This window comes from Serratia quinivorans (genome assembly GCF_946227985.1).
GTDB classification, from domain to species: Bacteria; Pseudomonadota; Gammaproteobacteria; order Enterobacterales; family Enterobacteriaceae; genus Serratia; species Serratia quinivorans_A.
The window spans coordinates 93032-115188 of record NZ_CAMKGL010000010.1 but is presented as its reverse complement, the minus strand read 5'-3'; the positions used below and the strand labels follow the sequence as shown (position 1 = coordinate 115188).

Here is a 22157-nt window from a genome sequence, read left to right as displayed (position 1 = left end):
ATAAAGCTGGGTTAGGCTTAAGACTCTCGTTCAGGCTCGAACCAGTATAGCTTTAGTTTACTTACCCCAAGAGGTGTTAGATGAGACTTATCCCACTGAAAGATACTGCACAAGTCGGCAAATGGGCCGCCCGCCATATCGTCCAGCGCATCAACGCATTCAAGCCTACTGCGGAGCGTCCGTTTGTGCTCGGCCTGCCAACCGGCGGTACCCCGCTGGAAGCCTACAAACATCTGATTGCGATGCACAAAGCAGGTGAAGTAAGCTTTAAGCATGTGGTGACTTTCAACATGGACGAATACGTTGGCCTGCCGCAGGAACACCCGGAAAGCTATCATACCTTCATGTACCGTAATTTCTTTGATCACGTTGATATCCCAAGTGAAAATATCAACCTGCTGAATGGTAATGCGCCGGACGTTGACGCCGAGTGCCGCCAGTACGAAGCGAAAATCAAATCCTACGGCAAAATCAACCTGTTCATGGGTGGCGTTGGCATCGACGGTCATATCGCGTTTAACGAACCGGCTTCATCGCTGGCATCCCGTACTCGCATCAAAACCCTGACCGAAGATACCCGCATCGCCAACTCCCGCTTCTTCGGCGGTGATGTCAGCCTGGTGCCAAAATTTGCCCTGACCGTGGGCGTGGGCACGCTGCTTGATGCAGAAGAAGTGATGATTCTGGTGACCGGCCATGCCAAGGCACAGGCGCTGGAAGCCGCAGTGGAAGGCAATATCAACCACATGTGGACCATCAGTTGCCTGCAGTTGCATGCCAAGGCCGTTGTGGTGTGCGATGAGCCATCCACCATGGAACTGAAAGTCAAAACCGTTAAATATTTCCGCGAGTTAGAAGCGGAAAGCGTTAAGAGTCTTTAATTCTTGCAGGGGGCTACGATGTTCGCTTTAACCCACGGCCGCATTTATACCGGCCACGACGTACTTGACGACCACGCAGTTATTATCGCTGATGGGCTGATTGAACGAGTCTGCCCGCTGGCTGAACTGCCGGCCGGCATTGAAACGCGCGATCTGGGTGGCGCTATCCTGGCCCCCGGTTTGATCGACGTGCAGCTTAACGGCTGTGGCGGCGTGCAGTTTAACGATTCGCTGGAGGCCATTTCGGAACAGACGCTGGAAATTATGCAGCGTGCCAACGAAAAATCCGGCTGTACCAGCTATCTGCCGACGCTGATCACCAGCAGCGACGAATTTATGAAGCACAGCATCGAAGTGATGCGCGCTTATCTGAAGAAACATCCCAATCAGGCGCTTGGCCTGCATCTGGAAGGGCCGTACCTTAGCCCGCTGAAGAAAGGCACCCATAATCCGGCGTTTATCCGCAAACCAACCCGCGAGATGATCGACTATCTGTGCGCCAATGCCGATGTGATAACCAAAGTCACGCTGGCGCCGGAAATGGTGGAGCCGCACTTTATCAAGCAATTGACCGAAGCTGGCATCGTGGTGTCCGCCGGTCACTCGAACGCCACCTACGATCAGGCCCGTATCGGCTTTGCCGCCGGTATCACCTTCGCCACTCACCTGTATAACGCCATGCCGTATATTACCGGGCGTGAGCCAGGGCTGATGGGGGCGATTTTCGACACGCCGGAAGTCTATACCGGCATTATCGCCGACGGCCATCACGTGGCCTGGGCGAGTATCCGTAACGCCAAGCGCATGAAAGGTGATAAATTGGTGCTGGTCACCGACGCCACCGCGCCGGCAGGTGCCGATATCGACCAATTTATTTTTGCCGGTAAAACAATATACTATCGTGATGGGCTGTGCGTGGACGAAAACGGCACCCTGAGCGGCTCAGCGCTGACCATGATTGACGCGTTAAAGAACAGCGTTGAGCACGTCGGTATTGCATTGGACGAAGCACTGCGCATGGCGACGCTGTATCCGGCGCGCGCTATCGGCGTGGACCACCGTTTAGGCACTATCGAACCTGGTAAAGTGGCGAACCTGACGGCCTTTACCCGTGATTTTAAAGTCACCAAAACGCTCGTTAACGGTAACGAGGTTTAATTTAATGAACAGCGAGTAAAATTATTGATGAGTACTGGCGGACAGGCACAGATAGGGAACGTTGACTTAGTCAAGCAACTCAACGGCGCAGCGGTTTACCGCCTGATCGACCAGCAGGGTCCGATTTCGCGCATTCAAATAGCCGAACTGAGCCAGCTAGCGCCCGCCAGCGTCACTAAAATTACTCGCCAGCTGTTGGAGCGCGGGCTGATCAAAGAAGTCGATCAGCAAGCCTCCACCGGCGGCCGCCGCGCCATTTCCATTGTCTCCGAAACCCGGCATTTCCACACCGTGGCCGTGCGCCTCGGTCGTCACGACGCTACCATCACCCTGTACGATATGAGCGGCAAATCGCTCGGTGAAGAACACTACCCGTTGCCGGAACGCACCCAGGAGACGCTGGAAAACGCGCTGTTTATCGCCATTGCCCAGTTTATCGAAAACTACCAGCGCAAGCTCCGTGAGCTGATCGCCATCGCGGTGATCCTGCCTGGCCTGGTTGACCCGGCGCTGGGCGTAGTGCGTTACATGCCGCACATCAGCGTCAACAACTGGGCGCTGGTCGATAACCTGCAGCAACGTTTTAACGTCACCAGCTTTGTTGGCCACGATATCCGCAGCCTGGCGTTGGCAGAGCATTACTTTGGCGCCACCCGCGACTGCGAAGACTCTATTCTGGTGCGTCTGCACCGTGGCACCGGCGCCGGCATTATCGTCAACGGCCAGATTTTCCTGGGCAATAACGGTAACGTCGGTGAGATTGGCCATATTCAAATTGACCCATTGGGCGAGCGCTGCCACTGCGGCAACTTCGGCTGTCTGGAAACCGTCGCCGCCAACGCCGCGATTGAACACCGTGTGCGCCAGTTGCTGACCCAGGGTTACCCCAGCAAGCTGACCCTCGACGACTGCAACATTGCCGCCATCTGCAAGGCCGCCAACCGCGGGGACCTGCTGGCCAGCGAAGTGATCGAACACGTCGGCCGCTACCTCGGCAAAGCCGTGGCTATCGCCATCAACCTGTTTAATCCGCAGAAAGTGGTGATCGCCGGTGAAATTACCGAGGCGGAAAAAGTGCTGCTGCCGGCGATCCAAAGCTGCATCAATACTCAGGTGCTGAAGGACTTCCGCAAAAATCTGCCGGTGGTCACCTCCGAACTCAACCATCGCTCGGCGATCGGCGCTTTCGCCCTGGCCAAGCGGGCGATGCTCAACGGCGTGCTATTGCAGCGATTGCTGGAAAGCTGATCCGCCGCTTCAGGCAGGTGTGCTATCTTCGCGTTTTGCCTGCCGCAAATCATGAGAAACAGCAACAATGACAATCAAAAACGTTATATGTGATATCGACGGCGTGCTGCTGCATGACAACACGCCGGTTCCCGGTGCCGATCTTTTCCTGGCGCGCATTCAGGAACAGGGCATGCCGCTGGTGGTGCTGACCAACTATCCGTCACAGACCGCGCAGGATCTGGCGAACCGCTTCGCCGCCGCCGGACTGGAAGTGCCGGAAAGCGCGTTTTATACCTCCGCCATGGCCACCGCCGATTTCCTGCGCCGTCAGGAAGGCAAAAAAGCCTATGTGGTCGGTGAAGGCGCGCTGATTCATGAACTGTATAAAGCCGGTTTCACCATTACCGACATCAATCCGGACTTCGTCATCGTCGGCGAAACCCGCTCCTACAACTGGGACATGATGCACAAGGCCGCCTACTTCGTGAATAACGGCGCGCGCTTTATTGCTACCAACCCGGATACCCACGGCCATGGTTTTGTGCCGGCCTGCGGTGCGCTGTGCGCCCCCATCGAGAAAATCACCGGCCGCAAACCGTTTTACGTTGGCAAGCCAAGCCCGTGGATCATCCGTGCCGCACTGAATAAGATGCAGGGGCATTCGGAAGAAACGGTGATCGTCGGTGATAACCTGCGCACCGATATTCTGGCAGGCTTCCAGGCCGGTCTGGAAACCGTATTGGTGCTGTCCGGCGTCTCGACGCTGAACGATGTCGAAACCATGCCGTTCCGCCCGAGTTATATCTTCCCGTCCGTCGCCGATATCAATATTTTCTAATGCCTGCGGTGGCCATCACGGCCACCCTTATACCCGTCATACTTGAAGCTGCATTTTCGTTGGCTGCGTTTATGCGTCCCAGTCACATAGTTATCTATGCTCCTGTGGACTTACAAACTGGCCGCCTCAATGCAACTCCAATTATTTAGGGTAACGTCCCCAAGTTGAATTAAATTTATTATTGCCCACCAAAGGTTTCACCCCAGCCTCGTTTAAAAAGCGCACTCTATATTTACGCCCCGCCAATCACTGATATTGACGTCGTGCGGAAATAATCTTACTTAAAAAAACGAGGTTACCATGAGCACCAATAATATGATCAATGCACAAGCAGCAGATGACGCAGCCATCATGCCGGACATGACCAATAAAAAAATCATGATGGGTTTTTGGCACAACTGGGCCGCCGGTGCCAGTGACGGTTATCAGCAAGGCCAATTCGCCAATATGAATTTGACCGACATTCCGGCCGAATATAACGTGGTCGCCGTGGCCTTTATGAAAGGCGAAGGTATCCCCACCTTCAAGCCTTACAACCTGTCTGATGCCGAGTTCCGCCGTCAGGTTGGCGTGCTCAATAGCCAGGGCCGCGCCGTGCTGATTTCACTGGGTGGTGCAGACGCGCATATTGAATTGAAAACCGGCGACGAAGACAAGCTGGCCAATGAGATTATCCGCCTGGTGGAAACCTACGGTTTCGACGGGTTGGATATCGATCTGGAACAGGCCGCCATTGGTGCAGCCAATAATAAAACCGTTCTGCCGGTCGCACTGAAAAAAGTTAAATCACACTATGCAGCCGAAGGTAAAAACTTTATTGTCAGCATGGCGCCCGAGTTCCCTTATTTACGCACCAACGGTACTTACCTGGATTATATTACCGCGCTCGAAGGCTATTACGACTTTATCGCGCCGCAATATTATAATCAGGGCGGTGATGGTATCTGGGTGGATGAAGCCAACGGCGGTAAAGGCGCCTGGATCACCCAGAATAACGATGCCATGAAAGAGGATTTCCTGTATTACCTGACCGAAAGTCTGGTAACCGGCACCCGTGGTTATACCAAAATCCCGGCAGCCAAATTCGTTATCGGTCTGCCAACCAACAATGACGCTGCCGCCACCGGCTATGTGGTCGACAAAATGGCGGTTTATAACGCCTTCGCGCGTCTTGACGCCAAAGGTTTGTCGATCAAGGGCCTGATGACCTGGTCGGTAAACTGGGACAACGGCAGGAGCAAGGCCGGCGTGGCTTATAACTGGGAATTCAAAACGCGTTATGCCGCGCTGATCCAGGGAGGGATCACGCCACCACCGGGAAAGCCTGATGCGCCAACGGCGTTGAACGCGACCACGATCGCCGCAACGTCGTTGACGTTGAACTGGGCGGCTGCCAGCAGCGTCAATCCGGTGAGTCAATATACGGTTTACCGTAACGGTAGCGCTATCGGCCAGACCGGCGGCCTGTCGCTGCAAGACAGCGGCCTGACTCCGGCAACGCAATACAGCTACTTCGTTACCGCCACCGATAACCAGGGCAGTACCTCACTGCCGAGCAATGCGCTGGCGGTGAAAACCGCAGACGGCGGCACACCGCCCGATCCTACCCCAGGCGAGTGGCAGAACAACCACGGCTATAAGGTCGGTGATGTGGTGACCTATAAAGGCAAGAAATATACCTGCCTTCAGGCACACACCTCTAACGCGGGCTGGACGCCGGATGCGGCCTTCACCCTGTGGCAGTTGACCGCCTGATAAGCAGCAATGAGTTGCCGGAAAAACCGCCCGGCAACTCATCTATTTAGTAAAAAAATGCATATTCGTTAATTTTATGCGTCATTAACTGAACATCCGCTAATATTCGACCTATCCCAAACAACTATTTTCCAGCGCAGCGCTAAAACGCTTGCATCCCCTGCCGCTTTTGACGCATTTTCATAAACACAACGCAGCAAAACCGTGCCATCGCTGATGAGCCGGCCATGCTGCCTATAAAACCAAACACAACATCACAGTCTATGCCCAAAATAATTCGAGTTGCTTGTAGGCGGCAACTGAGCGAAGCCCCAGGAGCCTACTCAAGTATGTGACTGGGGTGAGTGAAGGCAGCCAACACCCAAGCCACTTGAAGTATGACGGGTATAAAAAAGTCGTTAGGAGAGTCGGTATATGTGTTCTATTTTCGGTGTGCTCGATCTGAAGTCCGATCCCGTTGAACTGCGTAAGAAAGCGCTGGAGCTGTCCCGTCTGATGCGCCATCGCGGCCCGGACTGGTCCGGTGTTTACGCCAGCGATAAAGCCATTCTGGTGCATGAGCGCCTGTCGATTGTCGACGTCAACAATGGCGCCCAACCGCTGTACAACGCTGCGCACACCCACGTTCTGGCGGTTAACGGTGAAATTTACAACCACCAGGCACTGCGTCAGCAACTTAGCGAGCGCTATGAGTTCCAGACCGGTTCCGACTGTGAGGTGATCCTGGCGCTGTATCAGGAAAAAGGCACCGACTTCCTCGACGATCTGCAGGGCATGTTCGCCTTTGCCCTGTACGACTCCGAGAAAGACGCTTACCTGATTGGCCGCGACCATCTGGGCATTATCCCGCTGTACATGGGGCATGATGAATTCGGCAACCTGTATGTTGCCTCTGAAATGAAAGCGCTGGTGCCGGTTTGCCGCACCATCAAAGAATTCCCGGCGGGCAGCTATCTGTGGAGCCAGGACGGTGAGATCCGCGAATACTACCAGCGTGACTGGTTCGATTACGATGCGGTTAAAGACAACGTCACCGACGCCAACGCCCTGCACAACGCGCTGGAAGATTCGGTGAAAAGCCACCTGATGTCTGACGTGCCTTACGGCGTGCTGCTGTCTGGCGGCCTGGACTCTTCGGTGATCTCCGCCATTACCAAAAAGTACGCCGCACGCCGCGTGGAAGATCAAGAGCGCAGCGAAGCCTGGTGGCCGCAGCTGCACTCCTTCGCCGTCGGCCTGGAAGGTTCACCGGATCTGCGCGCCGCGCAGGACGTGGCTAACCACCTGGGCACCGTACACCACGAAATTCATTTCACCGTGCAGGAAGGCCTGGACGCCATTCGCGACGTGATTTATCACATCGAAACCTATGACGTCACCACCATCCGTGCCTCCACCCCGATGTACCTGATGTCACGCAAGATCAAGGCGATGGGTATCAAGATGGTGCTGTCTGGTGAAGGTGCGGACGAAGTGTTCGGCGGTTACCTGTACTTCCACAAGGCACCGGATGCTCGTGAGTTCCACGACGAAACCGTGCGTAAACTGCTGGCCCTGCATATGTTTGACTGCGCGCGCGCCAACAAGGCGATGTCCGCCTGGGGCGTGGAAGCCCGGGTCCCCTTCCTGGATAAAAAATTCCTCGACGTGGCGATGCGCATTAACCCGAAAGACAAAATGTGCGGCAATGGCAAAATGGAAAAACATATCCTGCGTGAATGTTTTGAATCCTACCTGCCAGCCAGCGTGGCTTGGCGCCAGAAAGAGCAGTTCTCCGACGGCGTTGGCTACAGCTGGATCGACACCTTGAAAGAAGTCGCTGCCAAGCAGATCAGCGATCAACAGCTCGAAACCGCACGTTTCCGCTTCCCGTACAACACGCCTAGCTCCAAGGAAGGCTACCTGTATCGCGAAATCTTTGAAGAGCTGTTCCCCCTGCCAAGCGCGGCCGAATGCGTGCCTGGCGGCCCGTCAGTAGCCTGCTCTTCAGCCAAAGCCATCGAATGGGATGAGTCGTTCAAAAAGATGGACGATCCTTCTGGTCGTGCAGTCGGCGTTCACCAGTCCGCCTACAAATAATCGCCGGGCGTTTTATTCCCTGGGCGGGCCTTCGGGCCCGCCTTTTTGTTGATGTTTTCAACCATTAATTGTCGGAATTGGTGATTTTATCGCCATACTGTTCACAACCCAGACAAACAACACATCCGGTCGCTTTTTCGGGAAAAAACTTGTTGACGCAAAACGGCCATATACGCATAATGCGCCCCGCAACGCCGATGAAGGTTGCGCGAAAAAAGATGGCTACGTAGCTCAGCTGGTTAGAGCACATCACTCATAATGATGGGGTCACAGGTTCAAATCCCGTCGTAGCCACCATCTTTTTTTTGCGGGAGTGGCGAAATTGGTAGACGCACTAGATTTAGGTTCTAGCGCCGCAAGGTGTGCGAGTTCAAGTCTCGCCTCCCGCACCATTTCTTATCATCGGGTTGCAGGCATCAGATGGGGTATCGCCAAGCGGTAAGGCACTGGTTTTTGATACCAGCATTCCCTGGTTCGAATCCAGGTACCCCAGCCATTTTTTAAATGGTTGGATGCAGTAAGAAGAAGTTGAAAATTTGTTGATGGGGTATCGCCAAGCGGTAAGGCACTGGTTTTTGATACCAGCATTCCCTGGTTCGAATCCAGGTACCCCAGCCATCAACATCATTGACTTTTAAAGTAAAATATCAAAAAATGGCTACGTAGCTCAGCTGGTTAGAGCACATCACTCATAATGATGGGGTCACAGGTTCAAATCCCGTCGTAGCCACCATATTTTACTGTTACACCATTGGGGTGTCGCCAAGCGGTAAGGCTCTGGTTTCTGATACCAGCATACCCAGGTTCGAATCCTGGCACCCCAGCCACATTTAGAAAAGCCCGCTTCGGCGGGCTTTTTGCTATTGGGCATTCGGGTCAATGGCCGGGCCCAGCAAGCTGAACCCGTTCAGGTTATAAACCCAGCGCATACTTCAACGCATGTTCCTTTAGCTTGCCCGCCCGTTGGGCCGCCATCAACGCAAGATTGCGTGCCACACTTAACGGTGCCAAATTATTGCTAAAGGCGGTGTAAAACAGATCCATACCGCTTTGCATCAGCAGATTATCGGTACGGCGACGACGCTGATAGCGCATCAGCACCGCTTCACTGCTCCCGTCCTCACCCTGTTCCCGCGCCTCACTCAAAACCGCCAGCAAGGCGTCCACATCGCGATATCCCAGGTTCACGCCCTGCCCGGCTAACGGATTAATGGTGTGTGCTGCGTCGCCGAGCAACGCCAGCCCCGGTAACACATAGCGCTGTGCGTGGCGACGCGCCAGCGGGAAAGATCCGGCGGCATGCACTTTCACCGTTCCCAAACGTGCAGGAAACGCCTCAGCGATTTCGCGCTCAAGTTGCGCTGGTGGCATCGCCTGCAACTGACGGATACGCTGTGGGCTGTCGTACCACACCAGCGAAGCCCATTGATCATACAGCGGCAGGAAAGCGCGTGGGCCTGAGGGGAAAAACTGCTGCCAGGTCACATCCTGCTGCGGTGCACCGGTCTCAACGGTGATCAACATGCAGGACTGACGGTACTGCCAGCCGCTGGTACCGATGGCCGCCAAATTACGCACCTGCGAATTGGCCCCATCAGCGCCGACCACCAGACGCGTCTGAAGCGTCTCAGAGGAGTCCAGTGTCACTCGCCAATGCTCGTCACCCCGTTGCAGCGAACGCAGTCTGGCGGGGCAATAGAGCGTCAGATTGTCGCACTGCTCGAGCTGCTGCCACAGTGCCAGTTGCAAAATGCGGTTTTCCACCATAAAGCCCAGCTCGGGCAGGCCGAGTGAAGCGGCGTCAAACGCCACCCGTGCCGATGCCCACTCCCAGGTTTCCAAACGGCGGTACGGCGCAGTGCGCATCGCTTGCACCGCCGGCCAGGCACCGAGCTGTTTGAGCAACCCTACCGAGGTGCAGCCAATCGCGGAAATACGCAAGTCCGGCGGGCTTTGCGCATCGAATGCTTGCGGCGCCTGATGTTCCAGCAATGCCACCGACCAACCGGCCTGCGCCAGCCCCAGCGCAGCGGCCGCGCCAACCATGCCACCGCCTACCACCACCGCGTCATACCGTTTTTGAGAAGTGTTCATATTGTTGGCTATTTTTTCTTGGTTAATTATCGCCATCCCCACCGGCATGGCGTTTGGCATCAGTGTAACGGATTTTTAATTTGGCTTCAGGTCGCATGCCGTTTTCCCCACGCTGGTCACAACGGCGTCAAATGTTTACAATATACCTGTCGTCTTTCAAGCTGCAGCGTTGTTGGCTGCATTCGCTCACCCCAGTTACTTACCTGAGTAAGCGCCTGGGGACTCCCGAACTTGCCGCCTAACTGCAACTTGAAAGCCATAAGTTATAAGCGCCCTGCATGTCGCGTATCGCAACTTTCGCTCCGCACTGAGTAATGGCAAGTCAATGACCAAAAAACTACATATCAAAACCTGGGGCTGCCAGATGAATGAATATGATTCATCAAAAATGGCGGACTTACTGGGAAGCACGCACGGTTATCAATGGACCGACAACGCTGAAGAAGCGGACGTGCTGCTGCTCAATACCTGCTCGATCCGCGAGAAAGCGCAGGAAAAAGTTTTCGCCATGTTGGGCCGCTGGAAGCTGCTGAAAGAAAAGAACCCGGCGTTGATCATCGGCGTGGGGGGTTGCGTGGCCTCACAGGAAGGTGAGCATATCCGTAGCCGTGCGCCTTGTGTCGACGTGGTGTTTGGGCCGCAAACCCTGCATCGCCTGCCGGAAATGCTCAACCACGTGCAGGGCACCCGCAGCCCAATCGTCGATATCAGCTTCCCGGAGATCGAAAAGTTCGACCGCCTGCCGGAACCCCGTGCCGAAGGCCCGACCGCCTTTGTCTCCATCATGGAAGGCTGCAACAAATACTGTACCTTCTGCGTGGTGCCTTATACCCGCGGAGAGGAAGTCAGCCGCCCAAGCGACGACGTGCTGTTTGAAGTCGCCCAACTGGCGGCGCAAGGCGTGCGTGAAGTCAACCTGCTCGGCCAAAACGTCAATGCCTACCGCGGGGCAACCTACGACTGCGGCATCTGCTCCTTTGCCGAACTGTTGCGCCTGGTGGCGGCCATTGACGGCATCGACCGCATCCGTTTCACCACCAGCCATCCGATTGAATTCACCGACGATATTATTGCGGTATACGAAGACACGCCGGAGCTGGTCAGCTTCCTGCATCTGCCGGTCCAGAGCGGTTCAGACCGCATACTGACCATGATGAAGCGCGCGCACACCGCACTGGAATACAAAGCGATCATTCGCAAACTGCGCAAGGCGCGGCCGGATATTCAGCTCAGCTCTGATTTTATTATCGGCTTCCCGGGGGAAACCCAGGCCGACTTCGAACAGACCATGAACCTGATTGCCGAGATTAACTTCGACACCAGCTTCAGCTTTATCTACTCGTCACGCCCAGGTACCCCGGCGGCCGATATGGTGGACGACGTCAGCGAAGACGAAAAGAAACAGCGCCTGTATATCCTGCAGGATCGCATCAACCAGCAGGTGCTGCAGTTCAGCCGCCGGATGCTCGGCACCGTACAGCGCATTCTGGTGGAAGGCACCTCACGTAAAAGCGTGATGGAGCTGGCGGGCCGTACCGCCTGTAACCGCATGGTAAACTTTGAGGGCACGCCGGATATGATTGGCCAGTTCGTGGATGTGGAAATCACCGAAGTCCTGACCAACTCACTGCGTGGTGCAGTGGTGCGTACCGAACAGCAGATGGATCTGCGCGTACATGAATCCCCGCAGTCGGTGATCGCCCGTACCCGCAAAGAGAATGCGCTGGGTGTCGGCATTTACCACCCTTCCCTTCATACTTGAAGTTGCATCTGTGTTGGCTGCGCACGCTCGCCCCGGTCACTTAGTTTACTAAGCTCCCGGGGATTCGCGTCCTTGCCGCCTTGATGCAGCACCAATTATTTTGGGATGACAATTAGCACATCCCCCTTTATTTCTCTGTCGGGCCACGCGCCCGGCAATTTTCTTTTTTTTATTTTTTTGATTGAAGAGGCGACATAGCATGCAACTCCCACACTGCCCGAAGTGCAATTCCGAATACACTTACCAGGACAACAATCTGTTTATCTGCCCTGAGTGCGCCCACGAGTGGAGCGACAGCGCCCCGGTGGAAGACAACGATGCGCTGATTGTCAAAGATGCCAACGGCAACCTGCTGGCCGACGGCGACGCCGTGACCGTGGTAAAAGATCTGAAGGTCAAAGGCAGCTCTTCGATGTTGAAAATTGGCACCAAGGTGAAGAACATTCGCCTGGTGGAAGGCGATCACAACATCGACTGCAAAATTGATGGCTTTGGCCAAATGAAACTGAAATCCGAGTTCGTGAAAAAGAACTGATCCCAGCTTCTCTTCTCAAGTCATTACGCGGCTGTTTTGGCCGCGTTTTTCCGCCCCCTGCCCTTGAAATTCAGCGCCGACGCACAGATAGATCATGGGTAAACTTGCACCCATGCTCCGCACCATGAATAATTCAGGGTAGAGAACCTCAGGGTTTGCCCTGAATGCGCGTACCGAAAATCAACCAGGCCCGATATGAGCCTTGAGGAATAGTTTGAACGTCGCAACACAAGAAATTTTGTTAGAGCCGGCAGACAATCAGCGATTGCTCAGCCTGTGCGGCCCGTTTGATGACAATATCAAACAACTCGAACGCCGGTTGGGCATTGAAATCAACCGCCGTGATAACCGTTTCAAGCTGGTTGGCAAAAACCTGTGCGTGGTTGCCGCCGCCGATATCCTGCGCCACCTGTATGTGGATACCTCGCCCATCCGCGGCGTGATCCCGGATATCGACCCGGAACAGATCCATCTGGCCATTAAAGAAAGCCGGGTGTTGGAACAGGTTGCCGACAGCGTGCCCGATTACGGCAAAGCGGTTACCATCAAAACCAAACGCGGCATGGTGAAACCACGCACGCCGAACCAGGCGCAGTACATCGCCAATATTCTCGACCATGATATTACCTTCGGTATTGGCCCGGCCGGTACCGGCAAAACCTATCTGGCGGTTGCCGCTGCGGTAGACGCGCTGGAACGCCAGGAAATTCGCCGCATTATGCTGACCCGCCCTGCGGTCGAGGCCGGTGAGAAACTGGGCTTCCTGCCGGGAGATCTGAGCCAAAAGGTCGATCCTTACCTGCGCCCGCTGTACGACGCCCTGTTCGAAATGCTGGGCTTTGAGCGCGTGGAGAAACTGATTGAACGTAACGTGATTGAAGTTGCACCGCTGGCCTATATGCGTGGCCGCACCCTGAATGATGCGTTTATCATTCTTGATGAGAGCCAGAACACCACCATCGAACAGATGAAAATGTTCCTGACGCGCATCGGCTTCAATTCAAAGGCAGTGATTACCGGTGACGTGACGCAGATAGACCTGCCGCGCAACCAAAAATCCGGCCTGCGCCATGCCGTGGAAGTGCTGTCGGACGTTGAAGAACTGAGCTTCAACTTCTTCCATAGTGAAGACGTGGTACGTCATCCGGTGGTGGCCCGCGTGGTCATCGCCTATGAAGCCTGGGAAGCCGCCGAACAAAAGCGCAAAGACGCCATTGCCGAACAACGTAAACGCGAGGCGATCCTCGCCTCCGAGCAGGAGACACCATGAGTCAGGTGATTTTGGATCTGCAGCTGGCCTGTGCAGACAACAGTGGCCTGCCGGACGAAGCCACCTTCCAGCGCTGGCTGGAAGGCGTGCTGCCGCAGTTTCAGGAAGAAGCAGAGGTCACCATTCGCCTGGTGGATGAAGCCGAAAGCAATGAACTGAACCTGACCTATCGTGGCATGGACAAACCGACCAACGTGTTGTCATTCCCGTTCGAAGCACCTCCGGGTATCGAGCTGCCGTTGCTGGGCGATCTGATCATCTGCCGTCAGGTGGTTGAACGAGAAGCGGCTGAGCAAGACAAGGCGCTGGAGGCCCACTGGGCGCATATGGTTGTCCACGGCAGCCTTCATCTGCTAGGGTATGACCACATCGAAGACGATGAAGCCGAAGAAATGGAGTCTTTGGAAACCGAAATCATGCACGGACTGGGTTACCCGGACCCGTACCTGGCGGAAAAAGACCCCCTCTGACGTCAGCTGATTTCCCCACAGCCCCCGTATGGGGCTGTCGCTGACTCCCCTAACTCTGACATGAGTGATATTAACTAAAACGCCATGAGCGACGACCATTCACAAAGCAATGACAGCCCCAGTCCCAAGAAGGGGTTCTTTACTCTTATCCTTAACCAGCTGTTCCACGGCGAACCTAAAAACCGTGGCGATCTGGTAGAGCTGATCCGTGATTCCGAGCAAAACGATCTGATCGATCCCGATACCCGAGACATGCTGGAAGGCGTGATGGATATCGCCGAGCAGCGCGTGCGCGACATCATGATCCCGCGCTCCCAGATGGTGACGCTCAAGCGTAACCAAACGCTGGAAGAGTGCCTGGACGTGATTATCGAATCCGCCCACTCGCGCTTCCCGGTGATCAGCGAAGATAAAGATCACATCGAAGGCATTCTGATGGCCAAGGATCTGCTGCCGTTTATGCGCGCAGAGTCCGAGGAATTCAGCATCGACAAGGTGCTGCGCACCGCGGTAGTGGTGCCGGAAAGCAAGCGGGTCGACCGGATGCTGAAGGAGTTTCGCTCCCAGCGTTATCACATGGCGATTGTCATTGACGAATTCGGCGGCGTGTCCGGCCTGGTCACTATCGAAGACATTCTGGAACTGATTGTCGGCGAAATTGAAGACGAGTATGACGACGAGGACGACCTGGACATCCGCCAGCTCAGCCGTCATATGTATACCGTGCGCGCACTGGCGCCGATTGAAGACTTCAACGAAGCCTTTGGCACCCACTTCAGCGACGACGAGGTCGACACCATCGGTGGCCTGGTCATGCAAGCCTTCGGCCACCTGCCTGCACGTGGGGAAACCATTGAAATCGAAGGTTACCTATTTAAAGTTGCGATGGCAGACAGTCGACGTATCATCCAGGTTCATGTAAAAATTCCGGACGATTCTCCGCAACCGAAACTGGAAGAATAAATCGAACATGGCTAAAGCCTCTTACCTTGATCGCCAGTGGGTTCGCGCCCTGCTGGCGCTGTTGACGGGTGCCAGTGGCACGCTGGCATTTTCCCCTTACGACATTTGGCCGGCGGCCATTGTCTCCCTGTTTGGCCTGCTGGCCGTTACCCTGAACCGCACCACCAAACAGTCCGCCCTGCTCGGCTTCTGCTGGGGCTTTGGCCTGTTTGGTACCGGGATCAACTGGGTTTACGTCAGTATCGCCGACTTCGGTGGCATGCCGTTCTCCGTCAATATCTTCCTGGTGGCACTGCTCGCCGCCTATTTGTCGCTGTATACCGGGCTGTTCGCCGGCTTGCTGGCACGCCTTTGGCCTACCACCAGCTGGTATCGTCTGGCCATTGCCGCACCGGTACTGTGGCAGGTCACCGAGTTTTTACGCGGCTGGGTGCTGACCGGCTTCCCGTGGCTGCAGTTTGGCTACAGCCAAATCAACGGCCCGCTGAAAGGCGTGGCGCCGCTGCTGGGGGTGGATACCATCACCTTTATGCTGATGGCGATTGCCGGGTTGCTGGTATACGCCGTCAGTCAACGCCGCATCACGCCGGCGGTGGTGGCGGTTGCGCTACTGCTGTTGCCGTGGCCGCTGCGCCAGCTGCACTGGTATACCCCGCAGCCGGACAAGGCGGTCAACGTCGCTATGGTGCAGGGCAATATCGCTCAGTCGATGAAGTGGGACCCGAAAGCGCTGGTCAGTACGCTGCAAACCTATCTGGATGAAACCCGTCCATATATGGGCAAAGCGCCGATCATCATTTGGCCGGAGTCCGCCATCCCGGATTATGAAGCCAGCCAGAACGGCTTCCTGACCATGATGGACGACCTGATGCGTGCCAAAAACAGTAGCCTGATCACCGGCATTGTTGACGTGCGCGCCACTCCGCAGGGCCAGCAAATCTACAACAGCGCCATCGTGTTGGGTGAACCGACGCCATACGTGTATCCGGCCAAAGACCGCTACAACAAGCACCATCTGGTACCGTTCGGCGAGTTTGTGCCGTTGGAAACCCTGCTTCGCCCACTGGCCCCTTTCTTCGACCTGCCGATGTCCTCTTTCAGCCGTGGCGATTACGTCCAGCCACAGCTCAGCGTGAAGGGCTATAACCTGACGGCGGCGATCTGTTATGAAATTGTCCTCGGTCAGCAGGTACGCGATAACTTCCGCCCGGACACCAACTTCCTGCTGACCATCTCCAACGATGCCTGGTTCGGTCATTCCATCGGCCCGTGGCAACACTTCCAGATGGCACGGATGCGTGCACTTGAGTTGGGCAGACCTCTGTTGCGCAGCACCAATAATGGCGTGACAGCCGCAGTGGATGCTAACGGTGAAGTGATTGCGGAAATCCCGCAGTTCACTCGCAAGGTGCTGGAGGTGAAAATGCCCCCCACCACCGGCACTACGCCTTATGCCCGCTTTGGTGCCACGCCATTGTGGATAATCACCTTACTGCTCGGCGGTCTGGCGCTGGTCCTCGGCCTGCGTCGTAAATAATCCCCCGGGGCGCGGCCATCGCCACGCCCCGTTCAATGACTCGTGATATACCCTATAAATTTCAAGCGACGGGTATAAACCATACGAAAATCAACGCTTCTGGCACACTCCTTGCTTTAATTACTTTGTGATTTAGAGCCGATTTACTTTTGCTGACGTTTCGTCGTATCTGTGCACAACCCGAGAGCATCACTGGCACCATAAGGGTGCACTGGAGTTTTGTTGCATTAATTTGGTGCGCGTGGCGTCTCAAAAAAAGAAACATTTTAGTTTCAATCTGTTCACAATCGGCTATTTTCTAACGGTTATCTGTTCTAAGACTATCTTTATACTTGAGCAATAAATCTCCATTTAGAATCTGATGCTCTTTGTATTTGAGCCACCACAACAGCAAAGGAGTTGGACCATGCAAATGCGTAAATTGGCGTTATCGTTACTGCTGATCGGTACGGCGGCTAACGTAGCCCATGCGGAAGAACTGACCGGTACGCTGAAGAAAATCAAAGACAACGGCGTGATCGTTGTCGGCCACCGCGAATCGTCAGTGCCGTTCTCCTACTACGACAACCAGCAGAAAGTGGTGGGCTACTCCCAGGACTATTCCAACCAAATCGTTGAAGCAGTTAAGAAAAAACTGAACGCCCCGAATCTGCAGGTCAAAATGCTGCCGATCACCTCGCAGAACCGTATTCCACTGCTGCAAAACGGTACCTTTGACTTCGAGTGCGGCTCGACCACCAACAACCTTGAACGTCAGAAACAGGCCGCCTTCTCCGACACCATCTTCGTGGTCGGTACCCGCCTGCTGGTGAAAAAAGGCTCTGACGTTAAAGATTTCAAAGATTTGGCAGGCAAACCGGTCGTAGTCACCTCCGGCACCACTTCGGAAGTGCTGCTCAATAAACTCAACGACAGCGGCAAAATGAACATGCGCATCATCAGCGCCAAAGACCACGGTGATTCATTCCGCACCCTGGAAAGTGGCCGCGCAGTGGCCTTTATGATGGATGACGCCCTGCTGGCCGGTGAACGTGCGAAAGCCAAGAAGCCGGACCAATGGGAAATCATCGGCACGCCGCAGTCGAAAGAAGCCTACGGCTGTATGCTGCGTAAAGAGGATCCTGAGTTCAAAAAACTGGTCGATGACACCATCGCTCAGGCCCAGACTTCTGGCGAAGCGGCAAAATGGTTTGATAAGTGGTTCAAACAGCCAATCCCACCGAAGAACCTCAACATGAACTTCGAACTGTCAGACGACATGAAGCAGCTGTTCAAAGAGCCTAACGACAAAGCACTGAACTAATAAAACAGGCGCCAGGCCAACCTGGCTCTGTTGATGACTGGGACAGACAGGAGTGCGGGGGGCCGTTCCCCTCCCGCATTTTCCCCTTAACGCACCACCGATGCCCGCACAGACAGGTCAGCCCGACTGGCCGCGGTGCTATCGACGCGGAAAAAGTCATCAATCTTTAGGCGCTCTGCGCCCGCTTAACGGAGTTTGTTATGTCAATAGATTGGAACTGGGGTATCTTCCTGCAGCAGGCCCCGTTTGGGAATACCACTTACCTCGGCTGGATTTGGTCCGGCTTTCAGGTCACGGTAGCCCTCTCCGTCTGTGCATGGATTATCGCTTTCTTTGTCGGTTCGCTATTCGGTATTTTGCGTACCGTACCCAACCGCTTTCTTTCCACCCTCGGCACCTGTTACGTCGAGCTGTTCCGTAACGTGCCGCTGATCGTGCAATTCTTTACCTGGTATCTGGTGATCCCGGAACTGCTGCCGGCCAATATCGGCATGTGGTTCAAAACCGAACTCGATCCTAACGTGCAGTTCTTCGTTTCCTCGATGCTGTGCCTGGGGTTGTTTACCGCCGCTCGCGTATGCGAACAGGTACGCGCTGCCATTCAGTCACTGCCACGCGGTCAGAGAGCCGCCGGACTGGCGATGGGCCTGACGCTGCCGCAAACCTATCGCTACGTGCTGTTGCCGAACGCTTATCGGGTGATTGTGCCGCCGATGACCTCGGAAATGCTTAACCTGGTTAAAAACTCCGCCATCGCTTCCACCATCGGGCTGGTCGACATGGCTGCGCAGGCCGGCAAACTGCTGGATTACTCGGCGCACGCCTATGAATCCTTTACCGCGATTACGCTGGCTTATATCGCCATCAACGCGGTGATCATGCTGTTTATGCGACTGGTAGAGCGAAAAGTGCAGTTGCCCGGCAATCTGGGGAGTAAATAATGTACGAATTTGACTGGGCATCAATTGTCCCAAGCTTCCCTTACCTGCTGCAAGGTTTGTTGATCACGCTGAAGATCACCGTGACCGCCATTGTCTTTGGTATCCTCTGGGGCACCATTCTGGCCGTCATGCGTCTGTCGCCATTCAAGCCCATCAGTTGGTTTGCCGCGCTGTACGTCAACCTGTTCCGTTCGGTGCCGCTGGTAATGGTTCTGCTGTGGTTCTATCTGGTAGTTCCAAGCTTATTGCAAAAGGTTCTGGGGCTGTCGCCGAAAACCGATATTCGCCTGATCTCGGCTATGGTAGCCTTTTCCCTGTTTGAAGCGGCCTATTACTCGGAAATCATCCGCGCCGGTATTATCAGCATCTCGCGCGGCCAGTCTTCCGCCGCACTGGCGCTGGGCATGAGCCACTGGCAGTCAATGAAACTGGTTATTTTGCCGCAGGCGTTCCGCGCCATGGTGCCACTGCTGCTGACTCAGGGCATCGTACTGTTCCAGGATACTTCTCTGGTCTACGTACTGAGCCTGGCTGACTTCTTCCGTACCGCCTCAACCATCGGCGAGCGCGACGGCACCCAGGTTGAAATGATCCTGTTCGCCGGCTTTGTCTACTTTGTTATCAGTCTCGCCGCCTCGGCGCTGGTAAGCTATTTGAAGAAAAGGACTGTTTGATGATATCCCTGAAAAATGTTTCTAAGTGGTACGGTCACTTTCAGGTTCTGACCGATTGCACCACCGAAGTAAAAAAAGGCGAGGTGGTGGTCGTCTGCGGTCCTTCAGGCTCAGGCAAGTCTACCCTGATCAAAACCGTTAACGGCCTGGAGCCAATCCAGCAGGGCGATATCCTGGTGAACGGTACCCCGGTCAACAACAAGAAAACCAATCTGGCGCAGCTGCGTTCCAAGGTCGGCATGGTGTTCCAGCACTTTGAGCTGTTCCCACACCTGTCGATCATCGACAACCTGACGCTGGCGCAGGTAAAAGTGCTCAAGCGCGATAAAGCCGCCTCCCGTGAGAAAGGCCTGAAGTTGCTGGAGCGCGTCGGCCTGACCGCTCATGCCAACAAGTTCCCCGGACAGCTTTCCGGTGGCCAGCAGCAGCGTGTGGCTATCGCCCGTGCGCTGTGCATGGATCCTATCGCCATGCTGTTCGATGAACCCACCTCGGCGCTCGATCCGGAAATGATCAACGAAGTGCTCGACGTTATGGTCGAACTGGCGAACGAAGGCATGACCATGATGGTGGTGACCCACGAAATGGGCTTTGCCCGCAAGGTAGCCAACCGGGTGATCTTTATGGACGAAGGAAAAATTGTCGAAGACCGCAATAAAGACGACTTCTTCAACAACCCCGAGTCAGAGCGTGCCAAAGACTTCCTGGCAAAAATCCTGCACTGATTTATCTGATGCGCTCCATTCGGGGCGCATCTCCCCTCTCCCGGCACTAAAAGCGCTTGTTTCTCCCTGGTTTTGATCTGATGCTCGGAACACAACTACAAGGAGATCTCTATGCCTCGCCCTATCATTATCGATTGCGATCCCGGCCTCGACGACGCCATTGCCCTTGCCATGGCACTGAGTTCACCGGAACTTGAAGTGAAAGCCATTACGACCTCCGCCGGTAACCAGACGCCGGAGAAAACCCTGCATAACGCACTCGGCCTGCTGACGCTGATGAAACGCGAAGACATTCCTGTCGCCGCCGGTGCCGCGGCCCCGCTAATGCGTGAGCTGGTGATTGCCGACTATGTGCATGGCAAAACCGGCATGGGCAATACCCATCTGCCAACGCCCACCATCAATCCGGTCAAACAAAGCGCCGTCGAACTGATCGCCAGCCTGCTGCGCAGCAGCGCGGAGCCCATAACGCTGGTGGTTACCGGTCCGATGACCAATATCGCCCTGCTGCTGGCTCAACACCCTGAGCTAAAAGGCAACATCGAGCGTATCGTCTTTATGGGCGGTGGCATGAACGCCGGTAACACCACCCCGGTGGCGGAGTTTAATATTTTCGTCGATCCGGAAGCCGCCGAAATGGTACTCAAATCCGGCGTACCACTGACCATGGCAGGCCTGAACGTCACCCATCAGGCGCTGGTGCTACCACAGGATATCGAACGAATCCGCCAGATTGACAATCCGGTAGCGCGGGCAGTAGCAGAAATGCTCGACTTCTACCTGCCACTGTATCTCAGCCACCCGCGCGGGTTACCCGGTGCCGCAATGCACGACCCCTGCACCATCGCCTGGCTGCTGGCACCACAGCTGTTTGGCAGTATCGAACGCTGGGTCGGTGTAGAAACCAAAGGGGAGTACACCCAGGGGATGACGGTGGTGGATATCTTTGGGCAAAATGGCAAAGCGGCCAACGTGGAAGTGCTGACCGATATCGATCGTGAAGGGTTTATCAATCTGCTGGCTGAACGCGTCGCACGTTATTGACAGCCGAAACTCGGGCATGGTCAATATTCAGTTTTTTTGATTTAACTCAGCGAATTTTTACGCTATCACTGGCCCAGGCTTGCCTCTAAGATGCTTTAAACGCACAGCAAACGCTGACAACCTTAGAGTAAGCCTGGAGATATCCGCATGAGTCGTATACTGGTCCTGAAATCAAGTATCCTGGGCGATTACTCCCAGTCTGGAAAATTAGTCGATTTTTTTGTTCAACAGTGGCGTGAAGCACACCCAAGCGACAGCTTTACCTTCCGCGACCTGGCCAACCCAACCCTGCCGGAGCTCGATGGTGAAGTGATTGGCGGCTTTAGCGCCGGCGATAAACCCTTAACGCCACATCAGCAAAAGACGTTGGCGCTGTCCGATGAGCTGATTGCCGAATTGAAGTCGCACGACACCATTATCATCAGCGCCCCAATGTACAACTTCAATATCCCGACCCAGTTGAAAATCTATTTCGACCTGGTCGCGCGTGCCGGCCAAACCTTCCGTTATACCTCCGAGGGTTCCGAAGGTCTGGTCACCGGTAAAAAAGCGATTGTGATCTCCAGCCGCGGCGGTATCCATGCTGATACACCAACCGATCTGATCACGCCTTACCTGAAGCTGTTCTTAGGGTTTATCGGAATTACTGACGTGGAGTTCGTGTTGGCGGAAGGTTTTGCTTACGGGCCGGAAGCAGCAGAAAAAGCAACGCAGGACAGCCAGATAGCGGTAGCACAGAAAGTGCCTGCGGCAGTATATACCGCCCCCGCTCGCCAACCTGAACTGACCACAGCGCCGGCCGGCGGCGGTTTCCTCAGTAGCCTGATGAAAAAGCTGTTCGGTTAATGACGACCTCCCTGCCCCGGCCCTTTCCACTCGGGAAAAGGCCAGGGTGCGG

Annotated in this window: 19 protein-coding genes and 6 tRNA genes; 24 read left to right on the top strand and 1 reads right to left on the bottom strand. The window is 55.0% G+C overall.

Annotated elements, in window-relative coordinates:
* The first annotated feature begins 80 nt into the window (after nucleotides 1-80).
* The 12 genes from nagB (at nucleotide 81) to OCH02_RS20550 (ending at nucleotide 8768) form a co-directional block, all read left to right on the top strand.
* Nucleotides 81-881: a glucosamine-6-phosphate deaminase gene (gene nagB / locus OCH02_RS20605; RefSeq protein WP_012005664.1), complete on the top strand. Its 801-nt coding sequence runs from the start codon at nucleotides 81-83 to the stop codon at nucleotides 879-881.
* Between the two features lie 18 nt (nucleotides 882-899).
* Nucleotides 900-2039, top strand: a complete 1140-nt coding sequence (gene nagA / locus OCH02_RS20600) for an N-acetylglucosamine-6-phosphate deacetylase (protein WP_261432742.1) — start codon at nucleotides 900-902, stop codon at nucleotides 2037-2039.
* 27 nt (nucleotides 2040-2066) lie between these two features.
* On the top strand, nucleotides 2067-3287 hold the full coding sequence (locus tag OCH02_RS20595; RefSeq protein ID WP_126501385.1) for an N-acetylglucosamine repressor: 1221 nt from the start codon (nucleotides 2067-2069) through the stop codon (nucleotides 3285-3287).
* Nucleotides 3288-3354: 67 nt separating this feature from the next.
* On the top strand, nucleotides 3355-4107 hold the full coding sequence (locus OCH02_RS20590) for an HAD-IIA family hydrolase (protein WP_012005661.1): 753 nt from the start codon (nucleotides 3355-3357) through the stop codon (nucleotides 4105-4107).
* A 300-nt stretch (nucleotides 4108-4407) separates the two neighbouring features.
* On the top strand, nucleotides 4408-5862 hold the full coding sequence (locus OCH02_RS20585; RefSeq protein ID WP_261432741.1) for a carbohydrate-binding protein: 1455 nt from the start codon (nucleotides 4408-4410) through the stop codon (nucleotides 5860-5862).
* 414 nt (nucleotides 5863-6276) lie between these two features.
* Nucleotides 6277-7941 carry an asparagine synthase B gene (gene asnB / locus OCH02_RS20580; protein WP_261432740.1) on the top strand — a complete coding sequence of 555 codons (1665 nt, stop codon included), beginning with the start codon at nucleotides 6277-6279 and terminating at the stop codon, nucleotides 7939-7941.
* 220 nt (nucleotides 7942-8161) lie between these two features.
* Nucleotides 8162-8238, top strand: a tRNA-Met gene (locus tag OCH02_RS20575).
* Nucleotides 8239-8248: 10 nt separating this feature from the next.
* Nucleotides 8249-8333 (top strand) — tRNA-Leu (locus tag OCH02_RS20570).
* A 29-nt stretch (nucleotides 8334-8362) separates the two neighbouring features.
* Nucleotides 8363-8437: transfer RNA gene (locus OCH02_RS20565), tRNA-Gln, on the top strand.
* A gap of 47 nt (nucleotides 8438-8484) precedes the next feature.
* A tRNA-Gln gene (locus tag OCH02_RS20560) sits at nucleotides 8485-8559 on the top strand.
* Between the two features lie 38 nt (nucleotides 8560-8597).
* Nucleotides 8598-8674, top strand: a tRNA-Met gene (locus OCH02_RS20555).
* A gap of 19 nt (nucleotides 8675-8693) precedes the next feature.
* Nucleotides 8694-8768 (top strand) — tRNA-Gln (locus tag OCH02_RS20550).
* Nucleotides 8769-8853: 85 nt separating this feature from the next.
* On the opposite strand, the gene ubiF is transcribed toward OCH02_RS20550, so the two are convergent.
* Complete coding sequence (gene ubiF, locus OCH02_RS20545) at nucleotides 8854-10035, bottom strand: 3-demethoxyubiquinol 3-hydroxylase (RefSeq protein WP_261432739.1); 1182 nt, start codon at nucleotides 10033-10035, stop codon at nucleotides 8854-8856.
* A 325-nt stretch (nucleotides 10036-10360) separates the two neighbouring features.
* On the opposite strand from ubiF, the gene miaB reads away from it, so the two are divergent.
* From miaB to OCH02_RS20485, 12 genes are all read left to right on the top strand, one after another.
* A complete protein-coding gene (gene miaB / locus OCH02_RS20540; protein WP_261432737.1) occupies nucleotides 10361-11797 on the top strand; it encodes a tRNA (N6-isopentenyl adenosine(37)-C2)-methylthiotransferase MiaB in 1437 nt (478 codons plus the stop codon).
* 199 nt (nucleotides 11798-11996) lie between these two features.
* A complete protein-coding gene (locus OCH02_RS20535; RefSeq protein ID WP_261432736.1) occupies nucleotides 11997-12332 on the top strand; it encodes a zinc ribbon domain-containing protein YjdM in 336 nt (111 codons plus the stop codon).
* 214 nt (nucleotides 12333-12546) lie between these two features.
* Nucleotides 12547-13602 (top strand): PhoH family protein, encoded by a 1056-nt coding sequence (locus OCH02_RS20530; protein ID WP_261432735.1) that lies wholly within the window; start codon nucleotides 12547-12549, stop codon nucleotides 13600-13602.
* Nucleotides 13599-14072 (top strand): rRNA maturation RNase YbeY, encoded by a 474-nt coding sequence (gene ybeY / locus OCH02_RS20525; RefSeq protein WP_012005654.1) that lies wholly within the window; start codon nucleotides 13599-13601, stop codon nucleotides 14070-14072. Before OCH02_RS20530 ends, ybeY begins: the two co-directional genes overlap by 4 nt.
* Before the next feature lie 84 nt (nucleotides 14073-14156).
* Nucleotides 14157-15035, top strand: coding sequence for a CNNM family magnesium/cobalt transport protein CorC (corC, locus tag OCH02_RS20520; RefSeq protein WP_012005653.1), 879 nt, complete (start codon nucleotides 14157-14159; stop codon nucleotides 15033-15035).
* A 7-nt stretch (nucleotides 15036-15042) separates the two neighbouring features.
* A complete protein-coding gene (lnt, locus tag OCH02_RS20515) occupies nucleotides 15043-16572 on the top strand; it encodes an apolipoprotein N-acyltransferase (RefSeq protein ID WP_261432734.1) in 1530 nt (509 codons plus the stop codon).
* Between the two features lie 406 nt (nucleotides 16573-16978).
* Nucleotides 16979-17875, top strand: a complete 897-nt coding sequence (locus tag OCH02_RS20510) for an amino acid ABC transporter substrate-binding protein (protein WP_261432733.1) — start codon at nucleotides 16979-16981, stop codon at nucleotides 17873-17875.
* A 200-nt stretch (nucleotides 17876-18075) separates the two neighbouring features.
* The gene (locus OCH02_RS20505; protein ID WP_017891917.1) at nucleotides 18076-18816 is read left to right on the top strand and encodes an amino acid ABC transporter permease; all 741 of its coding nucleotides are present in this window, start codon (nucleotides 18076-18078) and stop codon (nucleotides 18814-18816) included.
* Nucleotides 18816-19490, top strand: coding sequence for a glutamate/aspartate ABC transporter permease GltK (gltK, locus tag OCH02_RS20500; protein WP_174353221.1), 675 nt, complete (start codon nucleotides 18816-18818; stop codon nucleotides 19488-19490). The genes OCH02_RS20505 and gltK overlap by 1 nt, the downstream gene beginning before the upstream one ends.
* Entirely contained in the window at nucleotides 19490-20215 is a 726-nt protein-coding gene (locus tag OCH02_RS20495; RefSeq protein ID WP_012005648.1) for an amino acid ABC transporter ATP-binding protein, read from the top strand. Before gltK ends, OCH02_RS20495 begins: the two co-directional genes overlap by 1 nt.
* A gap of 111 nt (nucleotides 20216-20326) precedes the next feature.
* Nucleotides 20327-21259, top strand: a complete 933-nt coding sequence (gene rihA / locus OCH02_RS20490) for a pyrimidine-specific ribonucleoside hydrolase RihA (RefSeq protein WP_261432732.1) — start codon at nucleotides 20327-20329, stop codon at nucleotides 21257-21259.
* Nucleotides 21260-21406: 147 nt separating this feature from the next.
* Nucleotides 21407-22105 carry an FMN-dependent NADH-azoreductase gene (locus tag OCH02_RS20485; protein WP_261432731.1) on the top strand — a complete coding sequence of 233 codons (699 nt, stop codon included), beginning with the start codon at nucleotides 21407-21409 and terminating at the stop codon, nucleotides 22103-22105.
* Nucleotides 22106-22157: the final 52 nt, after the last annotated feature.